21 protein-coding genes are annotated in these 25,250 nt (G+C 65.1%); 7 read left to right on the top strand and 14 right to left on the bottom strand.

The window, feature by feature from the left end; translation table 11 throughout:
* Positions 1-58: 58 nt before the first annotated feature.
* On the top strand, positions 59-1,459 hold the full coding sequence (locus tag C2R25_RS10680) for a sugar transferase (RefSeq protein ID WP_103729162.1): 1,401 nt from the start codon (positions 59-61) through the stop codon (positions 1,457-1,459).
* A 27-nt stretch (positions 1,460-1,486) separates the two neighbouring features.
* Here C2R25_RS10680 and C2R25_RS10675 read toward each other — a convergent pair whose 3' ends face one another.
* From C2R25_RS10675 to C2R25_RS10665, 3 genes are read right to left on the bottom strand one after another with little or no spacing between them, the layout of a single operon-like run.
* Positions 1,487-2,011 (bottom strand): LptA/OstA family protein, encoded by a 525-nt coding sequence (locus tag C2R25_RS10675; RefSeq protein ID WP_103729161.1) that lies wholly within the window; start codon positions 2,009-2,011, stop codon positions 1,487-1,489.
* Complete coding sequence (gene lptC / locus C2R25_RS10670) at positions 2,008-2,655, bottom strand: LPS export ABC transporter periplasmic protein LptC (protein WP_103729160.1); 648 nt, start codon at positions 2,653-2,655, stop codon at positions 2,008-2,010. Before lptC ends, C2R25_RS10675 begins: the two co-directional genes overlap by 4 nt.
* A gap of 29 nt (positions 2,656-2,684) precedes the next feature.
* Positions 2,685-3,308 carry a ribonuclease D gene (locus tag C2R25_RS10665; protein ID WP_103729159.1) on the bottom strand — a complete coding sequence of 208 codons (624 nt, stop codon included), beginning with the start codon at positions 3,306-3,308 and terminating at the stop codon, positions 2,685-2,687.
* 80 nt (positions 3,309-3,388) lie between these two features.
* Here C2R25_RS10665 and C2R25_RS10660 point away from each other — a divergent pair, with 80 nt between their 5' ends.
* Positions 3,389-4,120 (top strand): uracil-DNA glycosylase, encoded by a 732-nt coding sequence (locus C2R25_RS10660; protein WP_103729319.1) that lies wholly within the window; start codon positions 3,389-3,391, stop codon positions 4,118-4,120.
* On the opposite strand, the gene C2R25_RS10655 is transcribed toward C2R25_RS10660, so the two are convergent.
* The 5 genes from C2R25_RS10655 to C2R25_RS10635 form a co-directional block, all read right to left on the bottom strand.
* Positions 4,081-4,389, bottom strand: a complete 309-nt coding sequence (locus C2R25_RS10655; RefSeq protein ID WP_103729158.1) for an antibiotic biosynthesis monooxygenase — start codon at positions 4,387-4,389, stop codon at positions 4,081-4,083. The genes C2R25_RS10660 and C2R25_RS10655 overlap by 40 nt on opposite strands.
* Positions 4,390-4,548: 159 nt before the next feature.
* A complete protein-coding gene (locus C2R25_RS10650) occupies positions 4,549-5,982 on the bottom strand; it encodes a glutamate synthase subunit beta (protein ID WP_103729157.1) in 1,434 nt (477 codons plus the stop codon).
* Positions 5,983-6,001: 19 nt separating this feature from the next.
* Positions 6,002-10,639: a glutamate synthase large subunit gene (gene gltB / locus C2R25_RS10645; RefSeq protein WP_103729156.1), complete on the bottom strand. Its 4,638-nt coding sequence runs from the start codon at positions 10,637-10,639 to the stop codon at positions 6,002-6,004.
* A 262-nt stretch (positions 10,640-10,901) separates the two neighbouring features.
* A complete protein-coding gene (locus tag C2R25_RS10640) occupies positions 10,902-12,563 on the bottom strand; it encodes a hypothetical protein (protein WP_103729155.1) in 1,662 nt (553 codons plus the stop codon).
* Between the two features lie 35 nt (positions 12,564-12,598).
* Positions 12,599-13,834: a TIGR04063 family PEP-CTERM/XrtA system glycosyltransferase gene (locus C2R25_RS10635; RefSeq protein WP_103729154.1), complete on the bottom strand. Its 1,236-nt coding sequence runs from the start codon at positions 13,832-13,834 to the stop codon at positions 12,599-12,601.
* Between the two features lie 67 nt (positions 13,835-13,901).
* Here C2R25_RS10635 and C2R25_RS20715 point away from each other — a divergent pair, with 67 nt between their 5' ends.
* The 3 genes from C2R25_RS20715 (at position 13,902) to ctrA (ending at position 16,315) form a co-directional block, all read left to right on the top strand.
* Positions 13,902-14,078, top strand: coding sequence for a hypothetical protein (locus C2R25_RS20715; RefSeq protein WP_199183810.1), 177 nt, complete (start codon positions 13,902-13,904; stop codon positions 14,076-14,078).
* Positions 14,071-15,438: a putative O-glycosylation ligase, exosortase A system-associated gene (locus C2R25_RS10630; RefSeq protein WP_103729153.1), complete on the top strand. Its 1,368-nt coding sequence runs from the start codon at positions 14,071-14,073 to the stop codon at positions 15,436-15,438. The genes C2R25_RS20715 and C2R25_RS10630 overlap by 8 nt, the downstream gene beginning before the upstream one ends.
* Before the next feature lie 181 nt (positions 15,439-15,619).
* On the top strand, positions 15,620-16,315 hold the full coding sequence (gene ctrA / locus C2R25_RS10625) for a response regulator transcription factor CtrA (RefSeq protein ID WP_007688003.1): 696 nt from the start codon (positions 15,620-15,622) through the stop codon (positions 16,313-16,315).
* Positions 16,316-16,383: 68 nt separating this feature from the next.
* Here the strand turns inward: ctrA and C2R25_RS10620 are convergent, their stop codons facing one another.
* Positions 16,384-17,082, bottom strand: coding sequence for an LrgB family protein (locus C2R25_RS10620; protein WP_103729152.1), 699 nt, complete (start codon positions 17,080-17,082; stop codon positions 16,384-16,386).
* Positions 17,079-17,435 (bottom strand): CidA/LrgA family protein, encoded by a 357-nt coding sequence (locus C2R25_RS10615; RefSeq protein ID WP_199183809.1) that lies wholly within the window; start codon positions 17,433-17,435, stop codon positions 17,079-17,081. The genes C2R25_RS10620 and C2R25_RS10615 overlap by 4 nt, the downstream gene beginning before the upstream one ends.
* Before the next feature lie 128 nt (positions 17,436-17,563).
* On the opposite strand from C2R25_RS10615, the gene C2R25_RS10610 reads away from it, so the two are divergent.
* Complete coding sequence (locus tag C2R25_RS10610; RefSeq protein ID WP_103729150.1) at positions 17,564-18,280, top strand: tRNA (guanosine(46)-N(7))-methyltransferase TrmB; 717 nt, start codon at positions 17,564-17,566, stop codon at positions 18,278-18,280.
* Between the two features lie 57 nt (positions 18,281-18,337).
* On the opposite strand, the gene C2R25_RS10605 is transcribed toward C2R25_RS10610, so the two are convergent.
* Complete coding sequence (locus C2R25_RS10605) at positions 18,338-20,602, bottom strand: NADP-dependent malic enzyme (protein ID WP_103729149.1); 2,265 nt, start codon at positions 20,600-20,602, stop codon at positions 18,338-18,340.
* Positions 20,603-20,718: 116 nt separating this feature from the next.
* Here C2R25_RS10605 and mutS point away from each other — a divergent pair, with 116 nt between their 5' ends.
* Positions 20,719-23,322, top strand: a complete 2,604-nt coding sequence (gene mutS / locus C2R25_RS10600; RefSeq protein WP_199183808.1) for a DNA mismatch repair protein MutS — start codon at positions 20,719-20,721, stop codon at positions 23,320-23,322.
* Between the two features lie 19 nt (positions 23,323-23,341).
* On the opposite strand, the gene C2R25_RS10595 is transcribed toward mutS, so the two are convergent.
* The 3 genes from C2R25_RS10595 to C2R25_RS10585 all read right to left on the bottom strand — a co-directional run bounded on the left by C2R25_RS10595 (position 23,342) and on the right by C2R25_RS10585 (position 25,249).
* Positions 23,342-23,659 carry a hypothetical protein gene (locus C2R25_RS10595; RefSeq protein WP_103729147.1) on the bottom strand — a complete coding sequence of 106 codons (318 nt, stop codon included), beginning with the start codon at positions 23,657-23,659 and terminating at the stop codon, positions 23,342-23,344.
* Positions 23,660-23,747: 88 nt separating this feature from the next.
* Entirely contained in the window at positions 23,748-24,617 is an 870-nt protein-coding gene (locus C2R25_RS10590) for a 3-hydroxyacyl-CoA dehydrogenase family protein (RefSeq protein WP_103729146.1), read from the bottom strand.
* Positions 24,618-24,679: 62 nt separating this feature from the next.
* Positions 24,680-25,249, bottom strand: coding sequence for a cob(I)yrinic acid a,c-diamide adenosyltransferase (locus tag C2R25_RS10585; protein WP_103729145.1), 570 nt, complete (start codon positions 25,247-25,249; stop codon positions 24,680-24,682).
* Position 25,250 lies beyond the last annotated feature (1 nt).

Raw genomic sequence — 25,250 nt, 5'->3', positions numbered from 1 at the left:
AGCGGCAGCCTGCTTCAGGAGACGCTAACGTGAGTTCGCCAATCGCGGTGCCGCCGTCATGAATGCGCCCTTCGAACCGCGCGTGCTCGCGAATCCCGGAGTGATCGCCGATGACCTGATCGTCGCACCTTCACGGCAGCGACGGCGCCTCCAGTGTTACGCCACCCTTGTCGCGGGCGATATCGTGGCCATCTTCGCCGCGTTCCTCGCCGTCGGCTATCTCCTGACGGGATTGCCCGGCCTGCGCGAGGGCGCGATTCATGGTCAGCTGATTCTCCCGATCTACCTTGCGCTCGCGCTTTACAACGGGGCGTACTCCGCCGCGGCGCTTCAAGAGCCATGGAAGGGGATCTGGCGCGCTTTCGTGGCAATTATGATCGGCGTCGTCGCGCTGGTCTTCACTCAATTCCTGATCCGACCGCAGACGGACCTGTCCCGCTCGGCCTTCAACGGAGGCGCCATCGCGGCGATGGTGTTCACGGCGTCGATGCGGCTGCAATTGCGGGCTTTCATCCGCTGGCGTTGCGGGATGAGCATCCTCAACGAACTCATCATCGATGATGGCGGCCCTCAGGTGCACATCCGTGGTGCCATCCGGATCTCCGCCGCGGCCATGGGGCTCCGGCCCAACCTCAACGACCCTCACGCACTGGACCGCATTGGCCTCGTCCTTCGCAACATCGATCGCGTGATCGTCAGCTGCCCCGTTGGCCGCCGGGTGGAGTGGGCAAGGATGCTCAAGGGGGCCAACATCGACGGGGAGGTGTTGGACAACGAAGTGGCCCGCCTCGGGGCGCAGGGTGCGCGGGTGGTCGGCAAGCACGGACTTCTGATGGTTTCCGCCGGTCCTCTGGGGCTTCGCGACAGGGCGATAAAGCGGCTGTTCGATGTGGCTTTTGCCGGTACGGCCATACTGATCCTGTCCCCGCTTCTCATCGTCGTCTCGATGGCCGTGAAGCTGCAGGACGGTGGCCCGGTGTTCTTCAGGCAGCGCCGGATGGGGAGGGGTAATCGCTTCTTCACCATGTACAAGTTCCGGTCGATGACGACAGGCTTGTGCGACCTCAACGGCAACGTCTCCGCGTCGCGCGACGATCGGCGCGTCACCCGGGTGGGCGGCTTCATCCGCCGCACCAGCATCGACGAGCTTCCGCAGCTGTTCAACGTGCTGCTGGGGGACATGAGCCTTGTCGGCCCCCGCCCCCATGCAACGGGTTCGCTGGCGGGCGACAAGCTGTTCTGGGAAGTCGATCTGCGGTACTGGCAACGCCACGGCCTGAAGCCCGGACTATCCGGACTGGCGCAGGTTCGCGGTTTCCGGGGTGCCACCGATCACGAAGAGGATCTGGTGAATCGGCTACAGGCTGATCTGGAGTATCTGGAGGGGTGGACGATCATGCGCGATCTGCAGATCGTCTTCCTCACCCTTCGCGTGCTGGTTCACGACAAGGCGTTCTGAGCCAACAGGGCCTGCTGGGCTGGATCGTCAGTTACCGCCTTGCTTGGGGACGGAGAACGTACCCGAAACGCGGCCGCCCGGTCCCGCCGAAGCTGTGGATACGCCGCTGTTCAGATCGACGACGAGGCGACCCCCGCGCAGGACATCGCCGTTGCTGCGCTTGATCGTGGCATTCCCCGTCATCGTGATGATCTTCTGGTTGAAGTCGTAAATGCCGACGTCGCCTGTTGCGGTTTCGTTGGGGCGCGAAACGGTCACGCCGCCGCTCGCGGTGATCCGCTGGATCTGCATCGACCCTTGATTCGTGAAGTTCACCACGGTCCGAGCCGCACGCAGGCGCAGGTCGGCCTGCTTGACATCCACATTGCCGGACAGGATGACCCGGTCCTGCCTGTCTTGCAGTTCGATGCGATCCGCAGCGTAATCCACCGGCGCGTTGGAGTTGTGGCCCGAGAAAACCTGCGCCCCCAGCTGCTGCGATCCTGCCAGGGCGGCAAGGGCGAGCGCGGGAAGCGCAATCGCGATGCGGGGCAGCGTCTTTGAGGCGGTCATCGGGGTATCCTGAGTTTTCCGGGAGTCATGTGCAGGCGCGCATTCCCCTCCAGCGTCACGGTGCGGTTTTCGAGATCGGCCTTCATGGAGTCGGCACGAAACGTGCCGGTCGGCACCGTACCGTTAACCCCGCCGGACGCTATCGCAATCTGCTTGTTCACGTCCACGGCGACATTGCTCGTGGTCATGCTGTAGCCGTCGGGAGCGGCGAACTTCACCGGTCCTTCAACGGCGAGCTGTTCGCGTTCGTAGTTGTACGCGCCGCGCGGAGCGACGATCCGGGCCGGTCCGTCGTTGAGGTTGAGCAGTGCCTGCAGTTCCAGCATCTCGACGATCGGAGTGGCGGCGGATTTCTGCACCGCACTGCCGGACTTCACCACGAAATCGCGGTTCTTGTTGTCCTTTCCGCGATAGGCCGCCGCATCGGCCCGCAACCGCTCGTTGGTGACGGCGACCTTGTTGCGGTCCAGCAGGAAGCTGATTTCGCCCCGGGGGGAGAGGGGCACGAGGATCATCACCGCCGCGATCAGGCCGATGCCCGCAGGCAGGATCTTGGCCAAAAGCGCCACCAGCCGGTCATGCGAACCGCCCGGCGCGGCGAATTGCCGGCGACGATTACGGATCTGAACGGCTTCAACGGACATGACGGATCACACAACTCCCGAAAGGGCGATCAGGCTGCTTCGTGGCTGAAGATGTCGTGCTCGGGCCAGCCGGCAAGGTCCAGACGCGCACGCGCCGGGAGGAAATCGAAACAGGCCTGGGCGAGTTCCGTCCGGTTTTCCCGGGCGAGCCGGGTCACGAGGATTTCGTGCATCGCATGCAGGTGCCGCACGTCCGACGCGGCGTATTCCTTCTGCGCATCGGTCAGTTCCGCAGCGCCCCAGTCGCTCGACTGCTGCTGCTTGGACACTTCCTTGCCAAGGAGTTCGCGCACGAGATCCTTGAGGCCGTGGCGGTCGGTGTAGGTGCGCACGAGCTTGCTGGCGATCTTCGTGCAGAAGACGGGCGCCGCCGTGACGCCGAGGTAATGCTCGATCGCGGCCAGGTCGAACCGCGCGAAGTGGTAAAGCTTCAGGCGCTCCGGGTCGGCCAGCACGGCCTTGAGGTTCGGTGCATCGTACGTGCTGTCGACGCCGAAGCGGACAAGATGCTCGTCCCCTCGGCCATCGGAGATTTGCACGACACACAACCGGTCACGAGCCGTGATGAGGCCCATGGTTTCGGTGTCGATTGCGACGGTACCCGGCGCCAGGACGCCTTCGGGGAGATCTTCTTCGTGGAGATAGACAGCCATGATCCGGAAATGCTTAGGGACTGGCCGGGGCTTTCGCAATGGCGCGGCGCGCTCCGGGATGGTTTTTCCAGGAGGTCGGCATGACGGCAACACAGAACAGGCAGAGCGTTCCCGCCGGTTGGGCAGCGGCGCTGCGCCCTGTGCTCGACGCGCCGGAGGCCCGCAGCTTGAGTGAATGGCTCGAGGCCGAGGAAGCAGCGGGCAAGCGGATTCACCCAGCACGGGACTTGCGGCTTCGCGCGCTCGAACTGACGCCCCTTGATGCCGTGCGCGTCGTGATCCTGGGGCAGGACCCCTACCACGGGCCGGGACAGGCGCATGGCCTGTCGTTCTCAGTGCAGCACGGTGTTCGTACACCGCCCTCGCTGAAGAACATCTACAAGGAACTGGCCGCCGACTGCAGCGTGCAGCCTCCCGCGCACGGCAATCTGGAGCACTGGGCGCGACAGGGCGTGCTGTTGCTGAACAACGCCCTCACCGTCGAGGAAGGCCGCGCCGGATCGCATCAGAAGCGTGGCTGGGAAGCCATCACCGATGCGGCTGTGGCGGCTGTGGCTGCGAAGCCGGAGCCCTGCGTCTTCCTGCTCTGGGGCAATCACGCTCAGAAGAAGGCCCTCAGCGTTCCGGGACTGGCGGATAGCCACCACCTGGTGCTGACCGCACCTCACCCAAGCCCGCTGTCCGCGCACGCCGGCTTCTTCGGATGCCGGCATTTCAGCAAGGCCAACGCGTTCCTGAAGGCGCACGGACGCGGAACGATCGATTGGCAGGATCAGGCGGCCGGTCCCGGCACGGCATCGTCCATGACGTAGTGGTTCATGGACCCTGCGGTCGTCAAATCCCCGAAACAGGCGCGGAACTTGCCAAAGGCTTCGAGGTCGCGAGCTGCCTCGTGCGCTTCCAGCGAGGTCCAGATGACGTTGAAGGTGAAGCGGGAAGAGTTCTCGACGCCGCGGCCGAACCGTACGGAGACGACGCCGTCACAGGCGGCGAGGTGTGCGATGCCGGCGCTCCGCATGGCGGCGGCGAACTCATCCTCGGAGCCCGTACGAACTTCGATCTCCGCGATTTCAAGCAGCATTGATGTCTCCCTTGCCAGGACGAAGAAGCCGTGAGCTCTGCTGCGGGTCAAGGCGCGCACGCAAGTGATCGCCGGTGCGGCCGTTTCTCCGTATCCTGAACGGACAACAGAAAAGGGCGCGCCGCGTGGCACGCCCTTTTCCCTGCCGATGTGACTGCGTCAGCGGGGGAGGACGCTGGCGCCCATGAGCGCTTCGTCCACCGCGCGGGCGCACTGGCGGCCCTCGCGGATCGCCCACACGACCAGCGACTGGCCGCGGCGCATGTCGCCGCAGGACCAGATCTTCTCGTCACTGGTGCGGTACTCGAAGACGTTGGCCTTCACGTTTCCACGCGGGTCAAGTTCGACACCGGACTGGTCAAGCATGCCGGCCTTGCGCGGGCCGACGAAGCCCATGGCCAGCAGGATGAGGTCGGCCTGGAGCGTGAACTCGCTGCCCGGGATCTCCTGCATCCTGCCGCCCTGCCATTCGACACGGACACATTCCAGCCCCTTGACGTCATTGTCGCCGATGACACGCTTGGTGAGCACGGCCCAGTCGCGGGTGGCGCCTTCCTCGTGGCTCGACGAGGTGCGCAGCTTCAGGGGCCAGAACGGCCAGGAGAGCGCCTTGTCCTCCTTTTCGGGCGGACGCGGCATGATCTCGAGCTGGGTCACCGAAGCGGCGCCCTGGCGATTGGAGGTGCCTACGCAGTCCGACCCGGTGTCGCCGCCGCCGATGACAATGACGTGCTTGCCGGTGGCGACGAGCGACCCGCGCGGAGCCGCGCGCACTTCGTCGTCACCGGCGTTACGCTTGTTCTGCTGGGTCAGGAACTCCATGGCGTAGCGCACGCCCGGAAGTTCGAAGCCCGGGATCGCCAGCGGACGCGGATCCTCCGCGCCGCCCGCGAAGACCACCGCATCGAAGTTTTCCTTCAGCGAGGCGACCGAGACGGTAACGCCGACCTCGACCGAGGTTTTGAACTCCACCCCCTCGGCCATCATCTGCACCATGCGGCGATTGATGAGGTGCTTCTCCAGCTTGAAGTCAGGGATGCCGTACCGCATCAGCCCGCCCACGCGGTCGCTCTTCTCGAACACGGTGACCGAGTGGCCGGCGCGGGCGAGCTGCTGCGCACAGGCCATGCCTGCCGGGCCGGAGCCGACGACAGCCACGGACTTGCCGGTGCGCTTTTCCGGCACCTGCGGCGTGATCCAGCCTTCCTGCCACCCCTTGTCGACGATCGCGCATTCCACTGACTTGATGGTGACGGGTTCGTCGATGATGTTCAGCGTGCAGGCCGCTTCGCACGGGGCGGGGCAGATGCGACCGGTGAACTCGGGGAAGTTGTTGGTCGAGTGAAGGACTTCCAGGGCGGTCCGGAAGTCATCCTCGTAGACCAGGTGGTTCCAGTCCGGGATCATGTTGTTTACCGGACAGCCGGTGTGGCAGTGCGGCACGCCGCAGTTCATGCAACGCGATGCCTGCCCCTTCAGCGCCTCCGGCGCCAGGGGTACGACGAACTCGTTATAGTTCTTCAGGCGATCCTCGACCGGACCGTACGTACGGTCCTGACGGTCGAGTTCGAGGAAGCCGGTTTCCTTGCCCATCTTCTTGTGTTCCTAAATCTTATTCTGCTGCGACCAAGGTGGCTTCGCGGCGCTCGGCCTCCTGCTGGCGAAGTGCCCTCGCATAGTCGCGCGGCATCACCTTCACGAACTTGCCCAGCGTGTTCGACCAGTCGTCGAGCAGCGCACGGGCCCGCTTCGAGCCGGTGTGCAGATGGTGGCGTTCAAGCAGGATGCGCAGGCGCTCCGCATCGTGCCGCAGCGGGTCGCCCATCCCCAGATCAGTGACCGAGGCGGTGCGCTGCTGGGGACGACCGGTGCCTTCATCCTCGTCAGCTTCGGGCGAGATCCTGAGCAGGTCGACCATGGCAGGGTTGACGAGCTTCTCGAACTCGCCGTCCTCGTCGTAGATGTAGGCGATGCCGCCCGACATGCCGGCGGCGAAGTTGCGGCCGGTCTTGCCCAGCACCGCCACGACACCACCCGTCATGTATTCGCACCCGTGATCACCGCAGCCTTCGACAACGGCGATCGCGCCGGAGTTACGGACGGCGAAACGCTCGCCACCGACACCGTTGAAGAACGCTTCGCCGGAGATGGCACCGTAAAGAACGGTGTTGCCGACGATGATGTTCTTGGTCGGATCGCGATCGACGTGGGCGGGCTGGCGCACGATCACGCGGCCGCCGGAAAGACCCTTGCCGACATAGTCGTTGGCATCTCCGGTCAGGTCGAGCGTCACACCGTGGGCAAGCCAGGCGGCGAAGCTCTGGCCGGCGACGCCGGTGAGCTTCACGTTGATCGTGTTGTCGGGAAGCCCCGCATGGCCATAGCGACGGGCGACCTCGCCCGACAGCATGGCGCCGACGGTGCGGTTGACGTTGATGACGTTCTTCTCGATGCGCACGGCCTGGCGGTTTTCCAGCGCGTCGGCCGCGGCTTCGATCAGTGTGTTGTCGAGTGCGTTCTCAAGGCCGTGATCCTGCACTTCGCTCCAGCCGAGGGACGGGCTGTCTCCCTGCGGTGCCTGGTAGAGCACCTTGGAGAGGTCGACGCCCTTCGCCTTCCAGTGGCTGATGGCCTTCTTCATGTCGAGCTTGTCGACGCGTCCCACCATCTCCGCGATGGTGCGGAAGCCGAGTTCGGCCATGATCGCGCGCAGTTCCTCGGCGACGAAGAAGAAGTAGTTGATCACGTGCTCGGGCTGGCCGGTGAAGCGCGCGCGCAGCACCGGGTCCTGCGTGGCGACGCCGACCGGGCAGGTGTTGAGGTGGCACTTGCGCATCATGATGCAGCCCGCCGCGATCAGCGGTGCGGTGGCGAAACCGAACTCCTCGGCACCCAGCAGGGCGGCCACGGCAACGTCGCGGCCGGTGCGCAGGCCGCCATCGGCCTGCACCACTACGCGGCTGCGCAGGTTGTTGAGCAGCAGCGTCTGCTGGGTTTCGGCAAGGCCGATCTCCCAGGGCGAGCCCGCATGAGTCAGCGACGTCAGCGGCGAAGCGCCGGTGCCGCCTTCGTAGCCGGCGATCGTGATGTGGTCCGCGCGGGCCTTGGAAACCCCTGCGGCAACGGTGCCCACACCCACTTCGGACACCAGCTTGACCGACACGCGGGACGTCGGATTCACGTTCTTGAGATCGTGAATGAGCTGCGCGATGTCCTCGATCGAGTAGATGTCGTGGTGCGGCGGGGGCGAGATCAGGCCGACACCGGGCGTGGAGTGACGGGTGGCGCCGATCGTGCGGTCCACCTTGTCACCGGGCAGCTGACCGCCTTCACCCGGTTTCGCGCCCTGCGCCATCTTGATCTGGATGTCATCGGCGTTGACGAGGTACTCGGTGGTGACGCCGAAGCGGCCGGAGGCGACCTGCTTGATCGACGACCGCATGGTGTCGCCGTTGGCCAGGGGCTTGAAGCGCGTGGGATCCTCGCCGCCTTCGCCGGTGTTCGATTTGCCGCCGATGCGGTTCATCGCCAGCGCCAGCGTGGTGTGCGCTTCCCAGCTGATCGAGCCGTAGCTCATGGCGCCGGTTGCGAAGCGCTTCACGATTTCGCTGGCGGGCTCCACGTCATCGATGTGGATCGACTGGCCGGGCACGAATTCCATCAGACCACGGATCGTGAGCATGCGCTCCGACTGATCGTTGATGGTCTGCGCGAATTCCTTGTATTTTTCAGGGATGTTGCCGCGCACGGCGTGCTGCAGCAGGCCGATGTTGGTGCTGGTCCAGGCGTGTTCCTCGCCGCGGATGCGCGCGCCGTAGATGCCGCCCACGTCCAGCATGTTCTTGTAGATCGGGTTGTCGCCGTAGGCCGCCGCGTGACGGCGCACGGTCTCTTCCGCGATCTCGGCCAGACCTGCGCCCTCGATCGAGGTCGCGGTGCCGGTGAAGTACTTGTCGACGAAAGCCGTCGAAAGGCCGACGGCATCGAAGATCTGCGCGCCGCAATAGGACTGGTAGGTCGAGATGCCCATCTTGGACATGACCTTCCGAATGCCCTTGCCGATGGCGTAGACATAGTTCTTCGCCGCCTGCTCGGCCGAAACCGGCAGGTTCTTACGGACGCGGATGTCCTCGATCGTCTCAAGCGCGAGGTAGGGGTTGATCGCTTCCGCGCCATACCCGGCCAGAGCGCAGAAGTGATGCACTTCGCGCGCTTCGCCGGTTTCCACGACAAGGCCGGTCTGCATGCGCAGGCCTTGGCGGACGAGGTGGTGGTGGACGGCGGCGGTCGCCAGCAGTGCGGGCATCGGTATGCGGTTGGGGCCTTGCGCACGGTCGGACAGGATCAGGATGTTCTTGTCCGCCAGCACCGCTTCGGTCGCGGCCCAGCACATTTCCTTGATAGCGAGTTCGAGGCCCTCGGCACCGGTGCGAGCGTCCCAGGTCATGTCGATGGTGTCGGTGCGGAATGCGCCGTCAAGCGCCGCCTCGACCGAACGGATCTTGGCAAGGCCCAGGTTCGTGAGGATCGGCTGGCTGACTTCGAGGCGCTTGTGCGTACCGGCATCGTGGCCGAGCAGGTTGGGGCGCGGACCGATCATGGTGACGAGGCTCATCACCAGTTCCTCGCGGATCGGATCGATCGGCGGGTTGGTGACCTGCGCGAAGTTCTGCTTGAAGTAGTCGTAAAGCAGGCGGGACTTGTTCGATAGCACCGGGATCGGCGTGTCGGTGCCCATCGAGCCAAGCGGGTCGTCCGCCATCAGCGCCATCGGCTCGAGGAACCGCGACACGTCTTCCTGCGTGTAGCCGAAGGCCTGCTGGCGATCGAGCAGGGTGCCGGTCGGCTTGGGCAGCTCGGCCAGTTCCGGTTCGATCACGTCGAGGTCAGCGAGCTTGTACTGCGCCTGTTCCAGCCACTTTTCGTAAGGTTCGGCCTCGGAGAGCTTGGCCTTGATTTCCTCATCCTCGATGATGCGGCCTTCTTCGAAGTCGATCAGGAGCATGCGGCCGGGCTGCAGGCGCCACTTGCGCACGATGTTCTCTTCCTTGATCGGAAGAACGCCGCTTTCCGACGCCATCACGCACAGGTCGTCGTCGGTCACGAGGAAGCGGGCCGGACGCAGGCCGTTGCGGTCGAGCGTCGCGCCGATCTGGCGCCCGTCGGTGAACGCTACGGCGGCAGGGCCGTCCCATGGCTCCATCAGGGCGGCATGGTATTCGTAGAAGGCGCGGCGTTCCGGCGTCATCAGCGGGTTGCCCGCCCAGGCTTCCGGTATCAGCATCATCATCGCGTGGACGAGGCTGTAACCACCGGCGAGCAGCAGTTCGAGCGCGTTGTCCAGGCACGCGGTGTCCGACTGACCGTGGGGGATCAGCGGCCACATCTTGTCGAGGTCGGCGCCCAACAGCTCCGATTCCATGGTGCGGCGACGTGCGTTCATCCAGTTCACGTTGCCGCGAACGGTGTTGATCTCGCCGTTATGAGCCATGAAGCGGAAGGGGTGCGCCAGCTTCCAGCTGGGGAAGGTGTTCGTCGAGAAGCGCTGGTGCACGAGCCCGAGTGCCGAGACGAACTCCGGATTGCGCAGGTCGTCGTAGAAGGAGCCGACCTGGGTCGCCAGGAGCAGGCCCTTGTAGACGATCGTGCGGCTGGAGAAGCTCGGCATGTAAAGCTCGGTCAGCCCCGGCATGTCGTGCTTTTCGGCCAGAGCCTTGAGCGGATTCTGCGTCTGCTTACGGATCGCCAGGATCTTGCGCTCGAACGCATCCTGGTCCGCGCAATTGTCTCCACGGCCCACGAAGCACTGGCGGATGACCGGCATCGACTCCAGAACGGTCTTGCCCAGACCGTCGAGTGTCACGGGCACGTCGCGCCAGCCCAGCAGGGTCTGGCCTTCCTTCTTGATGAACTTCTCGAAGATCGCGACGATCATCTCGCGGGCGGCATCGTCCTGCGGGAGGAAGCACATGGCCACGGCGTAATCGCCCGCCTTCGGCAGTTCGACGCCTTCGGCCTGGGCCCAGGTGCGGAACAGGGCATCGGGAATCTGCGTCAGAATGCCCGCGCCGTCACCCAGCAGGGGATCTGCACCCACCGCACCGCGATGGTCGATGTTTTTCAGAATCTCCAATGCCTGGGTAATGATTGCGTGATTTTTCTGGCCCTTGATATGGGCGACAAAGCCCACGCCACAGGCGTCGTGTTCATTGCGCGAATCATAAAGGCCCTGGGGCTTAGGAAATCCCATCGATAAAACCCATCCTGTCATTTTCTGCGAGGCTCACCGGGTATGCCTGCGGATTCGCACGACTCGTGCGAGCGACCCCACGCGGCATAGTGACCCCACGGTCCCCATGACGATTACGGCACCATTTTGCAATGCCGAAGAGCCAGTGTTGCGCATTAAGGTGACGCAGAAAGGTTAGTTGCTGGCATTTTATTATCAAAAAACCCGCAAGGATTGCTCCTTGCGGGTTTATCGAAGCTTCGTGGTGCTTCTAACCAGTGGGTCAGCCAACCCCGCTCATGCGCTGCAGCGTGGCCAGTGCATCGCGCAGCGCCTTCTCTGTCGCCTCGGTCTTTCCAGATCCGGGAGCGTCGAAGGGACGACCGGCGGAGGACTGCGTTGGATCACTCCCGAAGGGCTGGGCCGCAGCGTCTGCGGCGTCATCGTCGTCCTGCTGCCCATCTTCATCCCACTGCGCCGGCGTGGAGTGCGCCATCTCGTCGCCGGCATCATCCGGATCGCCGAACTGGAGAACGGGCTTGCGCACCGCCGCCTGCCGCGAAAGGCTGAGCAAAGAGGAATAGCCCTGCTGCAGGACCACCTCGTCGCCATCCCCCTCGGGCTGGACATCAGGCGTGATCCGGTTCGCGGGGAACGGGACAACGCCGAGGCCGCCATCGGCCGAGCCGCCATATGCGTGTTCGCTGCCAGCAGCGTAGGTGTCCCGAGATGTCTCCGCGTCCTCCCGGGGATCGGCGGGACGCGCCGACCGGGGGTCGATGAGCGACGGCAGGGGAGCCGCTTCGCTGCCCGTAGCGATGGTATCGACGTTAGGGCCTCCGACAGGAAACGCTCCGGTGGCCGCGCTGGCGAGTGCTGCGCTTGAGGCCTCACGAGCCGCCTTGCGGATGCTGTCGCGGCGGCGCTCCATGGCGATGGCAAGACGCTCGACGAGTTCGACCTGCGAAAGGGTGGCCAAGTCGGCACCCGCAATACGCTCGGCGCTGCTCGCGTCCAGCGCGGAGGCGGTCGGGTGAGCCTCTGCCGTCAAGGGCGGCAGTGCATCGACGGGTTCGGCATGATCGGCGTCGACGGCATCAGCCTCAGGAGAAGGCGCGAACAGGCTGAAGCCGGGTCCTTCAGCCGCCCCGCGTGTCGGCGCACCTTCGCTGGCATACACATCGAACGGGTCCGGGCGCGCTTCGGTCAGCCTTTGCGCTCCTGTGTCAGCCGGATACTGCGGCGCGGGTCTGAAGATCTGGGCGCCGGGCGGCGGCGATGCCTCCGGCTGGCCGGTGCTTTCCCCGGCTTCGGCAGAGCGCTCCGCGTGCGCCTCCAGCCAGACGGGGAAGTTCTCGGGCTCGGGCAGCGGCGCCTGTTCGAAGGGCGGGGACCGCCGGAAAGGTGCTGCCTCGAACGCCTCGTCGAAGTGTGCGATCTCGAAGTCGGCGACGTTGAGGATGGGAGTCTCGGTGGCCGGAGAGGGGGAAGCGTCCGCCACGATCGTGTCGAACGGTGCGGCAACGTCTTCGTCGACGACGGGTGCGGCCTCCGGCTCGATCGTGCGGGCGCGACGCCGGCGGGCGCCGACCTGAGGCAGCGCGTCGGCGGCATGGTCGTTGCCACCCGCAAGAAGAGGGCTCTGTTCCAGCGCGGGGCCGGGGCGCACCAGACGGCGGGTCGCCAGAGCGCCAACCAAGGCTCCCGCAACGGTGACCGAGAGCGCGAAGAGGATGCGCATCGTCGCCCCGAGCGGGGGGGCAGCCATGGGCAGGACCTTGTCGATCCCCAGCAGCAGCACCAGTCCCTCGATGGTCGAGGAACTGACCGCCAGGCTGCAAAGTCCGGCGATCGCACCGCACCAGAGCGCCACGATAGCGGGAAACAGAGGATGGCGGGTGATCGGCTGCTCTGCGCCTGTGGAGCTGCGCTTGGTCTCGGCCACTGAACTTACCCCGTGTGTTGAACTGGTACCGGCCGTCAGGCAGCGAGTCCGGCGTGATTGGTTCGTGCTGCCAGCATTTGGTAAATGACTGAATAATGGCGGGCGTTCCGGGCCCAGTCATGCCCGATTTCGACGTGTTCGCGGGCGGAGCGGCGGTATACGTCCCAATCGGCCCGGGCGTCCAGCAGACGCGCCAGCGAATCGGCGCAGGCCTGCACGTCGTCCGGCCTGAAGAGAATTCCGGTCCGGCCATCGGCGATCAGCTCCCGATGTCCGCCCACGTCGCTGGCGGCCACCAGCTTGCCCTGCGCCATTGCTTCCAGCGGCTTGAGCGGCGTCACCAGGTCCGTCAGCCGGCTCTTCTTGCGGGGGTAGGCCATGATGTCGCACAAGGCGTAGTAGCGGTCGACGTCCTCATGCGGCACTCGTCCGACGAAGCGGATCGCTCCGGCCGCCGGAGAGGCGCAGGCCTGCGCGCGCAACGCCTCCTCGCGCGGGCCGCCGCCGACGAGCAGCAGTCTCGCCTCGGGCTGGCGCGCGATCAGGGCGGGCATGGCGTCGATGAGGATATCAAGGCCCTCGTAGTCGTAGAAGCTGCCGATGAATCCGATCACCGGGCATGGCCCGTTCGGCCCCTCGAACCCGAGAGAGCGGGCGAGTCCGGGATCGCGCGGCAGAGGGGTGCCGAACAACTTGAGGTCGACGCCATTGGGCATGACGCTGATCCTGTCCTGTGCGATGCCGCGACCGATGAGATCGGCGCGAAGCCCCTGGCAGATCGTGACCACGGCATCGGCCCGGCTCACGACATGCGTTTCCAGGGCGCGTGTCAGGCGATACTTGAACGAGCCCTGCGTGCCGGTGCCATTGCCCACGGCGGCATCTTCCCAGAACGCGCGGATCTCGTAGACGAGGGGAAGACCATGGCGGCGCGCCACCCGCAGGGCGGCCTGTCCGCACAGAACCGGCGAATGCGCATGGATGACGTCCGGGCGCCACTCGGCCACAACCCGCTCGATCGCCTGTGCGAAAAGGGCGATCTCATGCCATTCGCGCAGGATCGGCACGCCTCTGGGCTTGCCCGCTGCACGGTGGAAGAGCAACCCGTCGTGTTCCTCCACCAAGGTGTCGCCATCGTTGTACCGGGGTCCGGTGACGCCGCGAACCTCCAGCCCCATGCTCTGCTGCGCCTTCAGGATTGCGCGCGTGCGAAACGTGTAGCCGCTGTGGATCGGCAGCGAATGGTCGAGGACGTGGAGGATGCGGGTCATGGCTTTGCAGGAGTAGACACGATGGCTTAACGCGGCGTCAACTCGCGGCTGCTAACCGGACCTCCTCATGGTCGATATCCTCGCTCTCGCCATCTCGCACGGCCTGCTTCTGCTTGCCGCATGGCGCTTGCTGTGGCGTCCGGATCTCGATGAGGAAAAGGGCCGGTCCGACGAGCCGCCTTCGCGCAAGGGCATACGCACGATGAAGGTCTGTCGTGACGAACCGGGGGGCAGCGATGCTTAACCTCGCCCTGACCGGGTTTTTCGCCGTCATGCTGCTGATGGGATTCCGGCGCCCGTTCCTCTGGGTGCTCTGTTACCTCTACGTCGATATCGTGGCGCCCCAGATCATTTCCTGGGGTTTTCTCAGCCGCCTGCCGATTTCGTTAATGGCGTTCGCCGCGGCTTTTCTCGGCTGGCTGGTTTTCGACGACAAGCGCGATTCGCGATTCACCTGGCGGCAAGGCCTCATGGGCCTGCTGCTGGCGTACTGCGCGTTGACCACGCTGACGGCCGACTATCCCCAGGAGGCGCTCACGAAGTGGTCATGGGTCTGGAAGGCTCTGGTCTTCGCCATGTTCCTGCCGCTTACTCTTCGCACCCGGTTGCGGATCGAAGCGGTCGCGCTGGCGATGGTGCTTTCCGCCAGTGCGCTCATCATCGATGGCGGCCTCAAGACGGCCATGGGCGGGGGCGGCTATGGCGCGCTGGTCATCTTCGTGGAGAACAACACCGGCCTCTACGAAGGCTCGATCCTCTCGTGCGTCGCCATCGCTATCATTCCGCTGGCGATCTGGCTTGCGCGCTACGGCACGATCTTTCCGCCGGACTGGCGGGTATGGCTCTTCGCCGGTGCGCTCGTTTTCGCCTGTTCGCTGATTCCGGTGGGCACGCAGGCCCGCACCGGCCTCGTTTGCCTCGCGATCCTTTGTGTTCTGTACCTGCGTACCGCGAGGCACCGGGTGCTGATCGCCGCCGGGATGGGCCTTGCCCTCCTGATCGCCGTCCCGTTCCTGCCGCAGTCCTACCTCGAGCGCATGAACACGATCGAGAATCACCAGTCCGATCAATCCGCCAGCACCCGCATCGGGGTGTGGAAGTGGACCTGGGACTACGCGAAGAATAATCCACTTGGCGGCGGCTTCGAGGTCTACCTCTCCAGCAAGGCCTCCTACGAGACGGTCACGACCCAGACATCCGGCAGCAGCGTGAGCATCACGCGCACGCCGATCGTGGAAACCGGGCGCGCTTTTCATTCGAGCTACTTCGAAATGCTGGGCGAACAGGGCTTCCCCGGCCTTGTGCTATGGCTGCTGCTGCAGATCTCGGGTCTGGTGCAGATGGAGCTGATCCGCCGGCGCTGGAAAAACCGCAGGGAAGCTCAAGAGGCCTGGGCGGCGCCGCTTGCGGTGGCGCTGCAACTGGCGCAGATCGTCTATCTGTTCGGTTCTCTCTTCGTGGGCATCGCGTTCCAGCCCTTCATCCTCATGCTGGTCGGCCTGCAATGCGGGTTGTGGAGCTACCTGCGGCGGATCGATCAGCCCGATGCTCCCGTGAGGCCAGCGCGCCGCATCATGCAGGCGCCCATGGCTCCGACAGGTTGACAATCTGGCGGTCAGAGATGCGGCCAGTCCGGCCTTTAAGGTTCTGGTGCACCATCTTAAGGACAAATGCGGTGTTTACTGCGAATTAACCTTTAACCTTCATTGGTCATATGGTTAATAGAACGCAATGTCCGTAAAGGCTGCGTAAGCTGCGGGCATCGGGGCAAGAAGGGACTGACCCATGCGAGTGCTGCTGATCGAGGATGAACCGACGACGGCCCGTGCGATCGAGCTGATGCTCACCGCAGAAGGGTTCAACGTCTACTCTACAGACCTTGGCGAGGAAGGCCTCGATCTGGGCAAGTTGTATGATTACGATATCATCCTGCTCGACCTGAACCTGCCCGATATGCACGGCTATGATGTGCTCAAGAAGCTGCGGGTGGCCAAGGTGCAGACCCCGGTCCTCATCCTTTCCGGCATCTCCGAAATGGACAGCAAGGTTCGCTCCTTCGGTTTCGGCGCGGACGACTACGTGACCAAGCCTTTCCACCGTGAGGAACTGATCGCCCGGATCCACGCCGTGGTGCGCCGTTCCAAGGGCCATTCGCAGTCAGTGATCCGCACCGGCAAGCTCGTCGTGAACCTCGATGCCAAGACGGTCGAGGTCGACGGCGCACGCGTGCACCTGACCGGCAAGGAATACGCGATGCTCGAGCTGCTGTCGCTGCGCAAGGGTACAACGCTGACCAAGGAAATGTTCCTGAACCACCTCTACGGCGGGATGGACGAACCGGAACTGAAGATCATCGACGTGTTCATCTGCAAGCTGCGCAAGAAGCTTGCGCATGCCTGCGGGGGCGCCAACTACATCGAAACCGTGTGGGGCCGCGGCTACGTTCTGCGCGATCCGGATGAGGCTGCCGAAGCGGCCTGACGGACGTACTCCTGCACCCTTGCAGGACTCATGACGGCCCGCCCTCACACGGGGTGGGCCGTTTGCCTTCAGGCCAGCAGGGCGATCATCGACAGCAGCGCCGCCGTGGCGATAGCGTTGAGAGCCATGCCAAGGCTGGCAAGAGCGCCGGCCGTGGCGTCCACCTGAAACGCCCGCGCCGCACCGATTCCATGAGAGGCGATGCCGAGGGCGAAGCCTCTCGCACGGTAATCCCGCACCTTGATAGCGTTGAGAAGCGGCGTCGCCACCATGGCGCCGAGCACACCAGCGAACAGAACTATAATGGCGGCAAGAGCCGGAATGCCGCCGAGCTGCCCGGCCACCGCCATAGCCACCGGGGTTGTCGTAGCCCGGGGCGCGATCGAGGCGAGTAACGTGGTAGGCGCGCCGAACAGGGCCAGCACGCCCACCGCGCTTACGATCGACGTCAGCGCTCCCGCCATCAGCGACAGGAGGATCGGCAGGGCGAGGCGGCGGATGCGCCGCCGTTCGGCCCAGATCGGAACCGCCAGACCAACCACGGCCGGACCGAGCAGGAAGCTCAGCGGGAATGTGGCCTGGCGATATGTGTCATAGGACGTGCCCGTGACGAGCAGCGCGCCGATCAGGACCGGCGTCGACCAGAGCACGGGATGCAACAGGGGGTGCCGGTTGCAGCGCTTCGAGATGCGGTCGAACAGCTCAAACACGCCGAGCGTTCCCGTCAGCCACAGCAGCGGCATCGCCAACAGGGCACCTTCGCTCATCGTCCGCTCTCCGGTGCGTAGCGCTGCAGCGCCCACCGGAACACCAGCGCCGTCACCACCAGCGTCAGCACGGTCGACAAGGTCGTCGCCACGATGAGCCCGGCGCCGTGGCGGGAAAGCACCGGACCTTCCTCTACGAGGCCGACCGCCGCGGGCACGAACATGACCGCCAAGTGAGCGGTCAGCCACGCGGTCACCGCCGAAAGCGCCGGCCGTTCGCGGGGAACAAGAGCCAGCCAGGCCACAAGCAACACCATGCCGATGACCGTGCCCGGAAGCGGAAGGCCCGTGAGCCTGTGAAGCGCTTCGCCCGCCAGCTGGCAGGCAAGAAGGAGAAATATGGCGCGCAGCATGCCGGCCATAAAGCAGGGCCACCTGCAGCCGGCAATCCGCTTTTCCGCGACACAAGTTGCGCCGCGCAACTCCCGGCCGGGCGCGAGTCCATTGACCCGAACGCCGCGCAGTGTCACTGGCGCGCGCCATGACCGCTTACAAATCCGGCGATCCGACTACGCTGAACCGTCTCTATGGCCGCGCCAAGGGCAAACCGCTGCGCGCGGGCCAGCAGAACCTGGTGGACGATCTGCTCCCGCGCATTGCCGTGCCCGATGAAGGCCCGGTCACCGCCGCGCGTCTGTTCGGCCACGACTGTCCGCTGCACTTCGAAATCGGCTTCGGTGGGGGCGAGCACATGGCCAGTCGCGCGGACATGCTGCCTGACCACGGCTTCATCGGAGCCGAGCCTTTCCTCAACGGTGTGGCGCAGGCCCTGCTGCACGTCAGCGGCGACAACGGCGCGCATCCGCCCATCGGCAATGTGCGCATTCATCACGGCGATGCGCTGGAAGTTCTTGCCCGCATTCCGGACGAGTCGCTCTCGTTCCTGTACCTGCTGCACCCGGATCCATGGCCAAAGGCCCGTCACGCGAAGCGCCGGATGATGAACGACGGCCCGGTGAACATGTTTGCGGCGAAGCTTAAACCGGGCGGCGAATTCCGGTTCGGCACCGATCACGCGGTGTACCTGCGCCATGCTCTCATGGTCATGCAGCGCCACAGGCACCAGTTCGATTGGCTATGCGAGAAGCCTGGCGATTTTCAGGTGCGCCCAAGCGGTTGGCCGGAGACGCGGTACGAAAACAAGGCCCGAACCGTCTACGGCCACGAGGTCTGGTACTTCCGCTATCGCCGCAAATAAAAAGAGAGGCCGAAGCCATCGCTTCGGCCTCTCTTTTTTCTTGATCCTTTGAAAGGCTCAGCCGGTGATACCGGCAGCCGCCAGCGCGGCGAGCGTCAGGACGTCGGGTGCGATCGCGGTCATCGGAGCCACCTGCACCGGCTTTTCCATGCCCAGCAGCATCGGCCCGATCGAGGTGGTGCCGCCGATCTCCTTCAGCAGCTTGGCCGAGATGTTGGCGGACTGCAGGCCCGGCATGATGAGCACGTTCGCCGGCGCGGTGAGGCGCGAGAACGGATAAAGCTCCATGATCTTGGGATTGAGGGCAGCGTCCGGCGCCATCTCGCCTTCGTACTCGAAATCGACCTGCTGTTCGTCAAGCAGGCGGATTGCTTCGCGCGTGGTCTCCAGCCAACGCCCCGAAGGGTTGCCGAAGGTGGAGTAGCTCAGGAACGCGACGCGCGGCTCATGCCCGAGCTTGCGGGCGACCGTCGCCGTCTCTTGGGCGATGACGGCGAGTTCTTCGGCGGAGGGACGCTCGTTGATCGTCGTGTCCGCCATGAAGACGGTGTGATTCTTGCCGACGAGCATGTGAATGCCGAAAGGCAGCTTGCCCAATGCGGGGTCGAGAACGCGGCGCACTTCCTTCATCGACTGGGCGAAGGGGCGCGTCATGCCGGTAACCATGGCGTCGCCTACGCCGAGCTTCAGCAGTCCGGCCGCGAATATGTTGCGGTCGGTGTTGCACATGCGCTGCACGTCGCGCTTGAGGAAGCCGCGGCGCTGGAGACGCTCGTAAAGCATCTCGACCATCGGTTCGACGTGAGTCGAGATCATCGAGTTCTCGATGTGGAAGCTCTCGGGATTGGACACGCCGAGTTCGACCATCTTGTCATGAATGACCTGGGTGCGGCCCACCAGGATCGGTTCGCCATAACCGAAGTCGCGATACTGGATCGCGGCGCGCAGGACGACCTCGTTGTCAGCCTCGGCGAAGATCACCCGCTTGGGGTTGGCCTTGACCTGTTCGTAGACGCGGGTGAGCACCGAGGTCGTCGGGTTGAGCCGCGCCTTGAGCTGGTCGTGGTATGCCTCGAAATCCTCGATCGGCTTCTGCGCCACGCCCGAATCCATGGCCGCCCTGGCGACGGCCATCGGCACCACCTCCATCAGGCGTGGATCGAACGGCGCTGGGATGATGTAGTCGCGGCCGAACTGCTGCGTCGCCCCGCCGTAGGCGGCCGCCACGTCCTCGTGAACCTGTTCGCGCGCCAGTTCGGCAATGGCCGTGGCCGCCGCGATCTTCATCTCCTCATTGATAGCGGTCGCCCGCACGTCGAGCGCGCCGCGGAAGATGAAGGGGAAGCCGAGCACGTTGTTTACCTGGTTCGGATAGTCCGAACGGCCCGTGGCAACGATCGCGTCGGGACGCACTGCCTTGGCCTCGGGTGGCGTGATTTCGGGATCGGGGTTGGCCATCGCGAAGATGATCGGTTCGGGCGCCATGTTGCGCACCATCTCGGGCGTGATCGCGCCCTTGGCGGAAAGGCCGAGCACGACGTCCGCGCCTTCGAGCGCTTCGGTCAGCGTGCGCTTGTCAGTGGCGACGGCATGGGTGGACTTGAACTGGTCCACGCGTTCGCGGCCCGGATAGATCACGCCGCGCGTGTCGCAGACGAGGACGTTCTCATGCCGAACGCCCATCGACTTGATGAGCGAGGTGCAGGCCAGCGCCGATGCGCCCGCGCCGTTCACCACGACCTTGATCTCGTCCAGCTTGCGGCCCGTGATGAGACAGGCGTTGATGAGGCCCGCCGCCGCGATGATCGCGGTGCCGTGCTGGTCATCGTGCATGACGGGGATGTTCATCCGCTCGCGCAGGGCCTGCTCGATGATGAAGCATTCGGGCGCCTTGATGTCTTCAAGGTTGATGCCGCCGAAGCTCGGCTCCATCATCGCGATCGCCTCGATCAGTGCTTCGGTGTCTTCGCTGGCCAGTTCAATGTCGATCGAGTCGACGTCGGCAAAGCGCTTGAAGAGCACCGCCTTGCCTTCCATCACCGGCTTGGAAGCCAGCGCGCCCAGATTGCCCATGCCCAGGATCGCCGTGCCGTTCGAGACCACTGCCACGAGGTTGCCCTTGGCCGTGTAGTCGTAGGCCGTGGATGGATCGTCAGCGATGGCCTGCACGGGCACCGCCACGCCGGGCGAGTAGGCAAGGCTCAGGTCACGCTGGGTGGCCATGGGTTTGGAGGCGATGATCTCGATCTTACCCGGGCGCTGCGTCTGATGGTAGAACAGCGCCTCGCGATCAGTGAACTGCACCTTGGACTTTTCGGACAAGTGTGGTCTCCCCGGTTTCGGGAAGGGGCACTAACGGATGTTACCGCCACGCGATAGGGGAAAGGCGGCAGCTTCGTGCTTCCCAAGACGACGCCCGCACCGCTAACGCCGGAGGCATGACTTCCGGCGCAACTCCGATGATGGCCCAGTACCTCGCGCTTCGCGAGGAGGCCGGCGACTGCCTGCTGTTCTATCGCATGGGCGACTTCTTCGAACTGTTCTTCGAAGACGCGAAGACCGCCAGCCAGGTGCTTGACATCGCGCTGACCACGCGAGGCGAGCACCTGGGGCAGCCGATCCCGATGTGCGGGGTGCCGGTCCATGCGGCGGAAGGATACCTCGCCCGCCTCATCAAGGCGGGCTGCCGGGTCGCCATCGCCGAGCAGACGGAGACACCCGCCGAGGCCAAGAAACGCGGCGGCTCGAAGGCTCTCGTTGCGCGTGGAATCGTTCGGTTCGTCACCGCCGGAACGCTGACGGAAGAGGCTTTGCTGGAGCCGCGTCGGGCTAATGTCCTGGCTGCTGCCTGCGAGGTGCGCGGCACCGTCGGCATTGCCGCCTGCGACATTTCGACCGGGCGCATGGAGCTTGAAGAGTGCCCCGCAGACCGGCTGGCGGCCGCGCTTGCCCGGCTCGGCGCAAGCGAACTTGTCGTGCCTGACGGGTGGGACGAGGCGCCGGAAGCCGCCATTCGCCGGTCTGCGCACGAGTTTTCCTCCGACGGGGGCGAAGGCAGGCTGAAGCTGGTGCACGGCGTCGCCACGCTGGACGGCTTCGGGGCGTTCACCCGGCCGATGCTGGCGGCGGCAGGCGGTCTTATCGCGTACCTCGACCATGTCGGGCGTGGCGCCCTGCCGTTGCTGCTGCCACCCGAAGCGCGCGCGGCGGATGCGGCCCTGGCGATGGACGAGGCGACCCGTGCCAGCCTCGAAATCCTCGAATCCTCTCAAGGCGGCCGCAAGGGTAGTCTGATCGACGCGATCGATCGCTGCGTCACGGGCGCAGGTTCGCGGCAGCTGGCGGACGACCTTTCGGCGCCGCTGACGAGCCGACTGGCTATTGCCGAGCGGCTTGAACTGGTCGAATGGCTCCACGACGACGCTTTGCTGCGCGAGGATCTGCGTGCCGCCTTGCGAGCACTGCCCGATGTGGGCCGCGCACTGGGCCGTGTGGTTGCGGGCCGCGGATCGCCGCGCGACCTGGGGCAACTTCGCGACGGGCTTTCCGGCGCCCACCGCATCGGCGAGCGGCTGGCCCAGAGGAACGACGTGCCGGTGCTGCTTGAGCGCTTGCTGCCGGAACTGGGCGGTCACGGCGCGCTGGTGGACCATTTCGCCCGCGCCCTGGTGGAAACGCCGCCGACCGAGCGCGGGCAGGGCGGTTACATCGCCAGCGGGTACGACGCCTCACTCGACGAACTGCGCGTGATGTCGGGCAACGCTCGCCGTGCCATCGCCGCTCTGGAAGCGAAGTACCGCGAGGACACCGGCGTCGCTTCCCTCAAGATCAAGCACAACAACGTGCTCGGCTACTTCATCGAAGTGCCACAGCGCCATGCCGACAGGCTGATGGAGCCGGAAAGCGGATTTTCCCACCGGCAGACGATGGCAGGCGCCATGCGGTTCAACGCGCTGGCCCTTCATGAGGAAGCGGCCCGGATCACCGAAGCGGGGGGACGCGCCCTCGCCGCCGAGGACGCACATTTCGAAGCGCTGGTGGGCGAAGCCGTTGCCGCGCGTTGCGGAATCGCCCGCACCGCCGCTGCCCTGGCGCGGATCGACGTGGCCGCCGGGCAGGCCGAGCGCGCCGCCGAGGGAAACTGGGCACGTCCGCAGGTGACCGAGGGGCTTGCGCTGGAAATCGAGGGCGGCCGCCATCCCGTCGTTGAAGCCGCACTCAAGGTGCAGGGGGAGCGCTTCGTCGCCAACGACTGCCGCCTTGCCAGTCACGACCGTCTCTGGCTGATCGGCGGCCCCAATATGGGCGGCAAGTCGACTTTCCTGCGCCAGAATGCGCTGATCGTCCTGCTGGCACAGGCCGGAGGCTTCGTGCCCGCGAAGTCGGCGCGGATCGGCATGGTGGATCGCCTGTTCAGCCGCGTGGGCGCTTCCGATAACCTGGCGCGGGGTCGGTCCACGTTCATGGTGGAGATGGTGGAGACCGCCGCCATCCTCGCTCAGGCGACCGAGCGGAGCTTCGTGATCCTCGATGAGGTCGGCCGCGGAACCTCGACGTACGACGGGCTTGCACTTGCCTGGGCTGTGGCGGAGGCGGTCCACGAGACGAACCGCTGCCGCTGCCTTTTCGCCACCCATTATCACGAGCTGGCGCGGCTTGCGGAATCCTGCGAAGCGCTGTCGCTTCACCACGTCCGCGCGCGCGAGTGGAAGGGGGATCTGGTCCTTCTTCACGAACTGGCGGACGGACCAGCGGATCGCAGTTACGGCTTGGCGGTGGCGCGGCTGGCCGGCGTGCCTCCCAAGGTCATCAGCCGGGCCAAGTCCGTGCTCGAGAAGCTGGAGAAGGGCCGCGCGGAGACCGGCGGGCTGGCGGCGGGGCTTGGCGATCTGCCTCTGTTCGCAGCGGCGCTGGATGCTCGGGAAGAGGTCTGCGACACCGTGCGGGACAAGCTGCGGAACATGGACGTGGACGCGCTCTCACCGCGCGACGCGCTCGAGATCCTCTACGATCTCAAGCGCGAGGCGGGATCCGGGGACTGAGGATCAGTCGCCGCCGCGATCAGGAATCGTCGGCGGAAAAGTCTGGATCGGCGGCGTTGCGCTGGCCGTAGCGGTTCTCCAGATCATCCATCGTATCCTCGCCATCATAGGCGGACATGTCGATGTTCCCGCTGGTGTCCATCTGGTTCATGTGGTCGACGATGTCTTCCACGTCGTCTTCATCCAAAACGCCGCCCTTGACCTTTTCCGTGTCGCTCAGGCCCTGTGCGGCGCTGTTGCGGCCCATGGCCTCATCGGTGACGGTCTGGGCCTGGGAATCTTCTTCCATCTGGTCTTCGAGGGCTTCGGGCGGAACGTCATCGGCGCGATCAATCATCGAAAATCTCCTTTGCCGGTACAACGGACCGGCAGAGGAGGGGGTTCCAAAGCGAAGGAGGCGGTGCCGTCTCCCTCACGTGGATTGCTCAGCGCGTTGGAACCGGGACTTCGCCTGAGTAGTCGTAGAAGCCCTTTCCGGTCTTGCGACCGTACCAGCCCGCCTCCACGTACTTCTGGAGGAGGGGGGCCGGGCGGTACTTCGGATCGCCGGTGGTCGAGTGGAACACCTTCATGATCTCGTAGAGGGTATCGAGCCCGACGAAGTCAGCCAGGGTCAGCGGTCCCATGGGGTGGTTGAGGCCGATCTTGCAGCCGGCGTCGATATCCTCGACCGAACCGATGCCCGCGCCCAGCACGAAGATCGCTTCGTTGAGCATGGGGCACAGGATGCGGTTGACGACGAAGCCCGGCTCATCGCCCGCCAGGACGACCGTCTTGCCCAGCTTCTCGCCGAAGGCCTTCATGCGGTCAATCGTGTCCTGCGAGGTTGCAAGGCCGGGGATGACCTCGACCAGGCCCATGAGCGGCACCGGGTTGAAGAAGTGCAGGCCGCAGAAACGCGCTGCGTCCGGTGTCCCCGCCGCCATCCGGGTGATCGGGATCGAACTGGTGTTCGATGCCATGATTGCGTGGGGGCCAAGAACCTTGCCGGCTGCCTCGAAGATCTTGGCCTTGATGTCCTCCCGCTCGGTGGCGGCTTCGATGATGAGATCGCAGCCGGACAGGGCGGCGTAGTCTCCGGCCGGGGTGATACGGTCAAGCAGCGCGTCGGCATCCGCCTGCGTCAGCTTTTCCTTGGCGACGAGCTTCGCAAGGCCCTTGGCGATGCCGGCCTTGCCCTTTTCGGCCAGTTCCAGGCTGACGTCCGTGAGAACCACGTCCATGCCCTTGCTCGCCACGGTCTGGGCGATGCCCGAACCCATGATGCCTGCGCCGATTATGCCGACTGACCGCACTGCCTAACTCCCTCTCAAGTTGATGCAGCGGCTGGGTAGCCGCTGCACGCGCGGGAGGGAACCTAGCGATTTTGTCCGGGGACCCAAAGAACGTCGTCTGCGCCGTCGCGATTGACTGCACGGGCGAGCACGAAAAGATAGTCGCTGAGCCGGTTGAGGTAAGCAAGCGCGGCCGGATTGACGGCGTCGCTCGCCGCGAGTGCGGTCGCCCTGCGCTCGGCGGCGCGGACAGAGGCGCGCGCGATGTGGATACGCGCAGCGGCTTCGCTTCCGCCGGGAAGGATGAAGCTTTTCAGCGGCGCAAGCCGTTCGTTCACTGCATCGATCGCCGTCTCCAGCCACTCCGGCTGCGCGGAAACGATGCGCAGGGTCATCTCGCCGGGTGTGAAATCGTCCCCGGGCGTGGCGAGGTCGGCGCCAAGATCGAACAGGTCGTTTTGGATGCGCGTCAAGGTGGCTGCGTGATCGCTGTCCCCAACAGCGCAGACGGCGAGGCCGATCGCGCTGTTGGCCTCGTCCACGGCGCCGATTGCCTCCATCCGCGCCGCATGCTTGGGGAGGCGCGAGCCATCGACCAGGCCGGTGGTGCCATCATCGCCGGTGCGGGTGTAGATCTTGTTGAGGCGGACCAAG

It is taken from the genome of Novosphingobium sp. HII-3, from assembly GCF_002916655.1.
In the GTDB taxonomy this organism is placed as follows: domain Bacteria; phylum Pseudomonadota; class Alphaproteobacteria; order Sphingomonadales; family Sphingomonadaceae; genus Novosphingobium; species Novosphingobium panipatense.
This window is presented reverse-complemented; position numbering and strand designations above follow the sequence as displayed.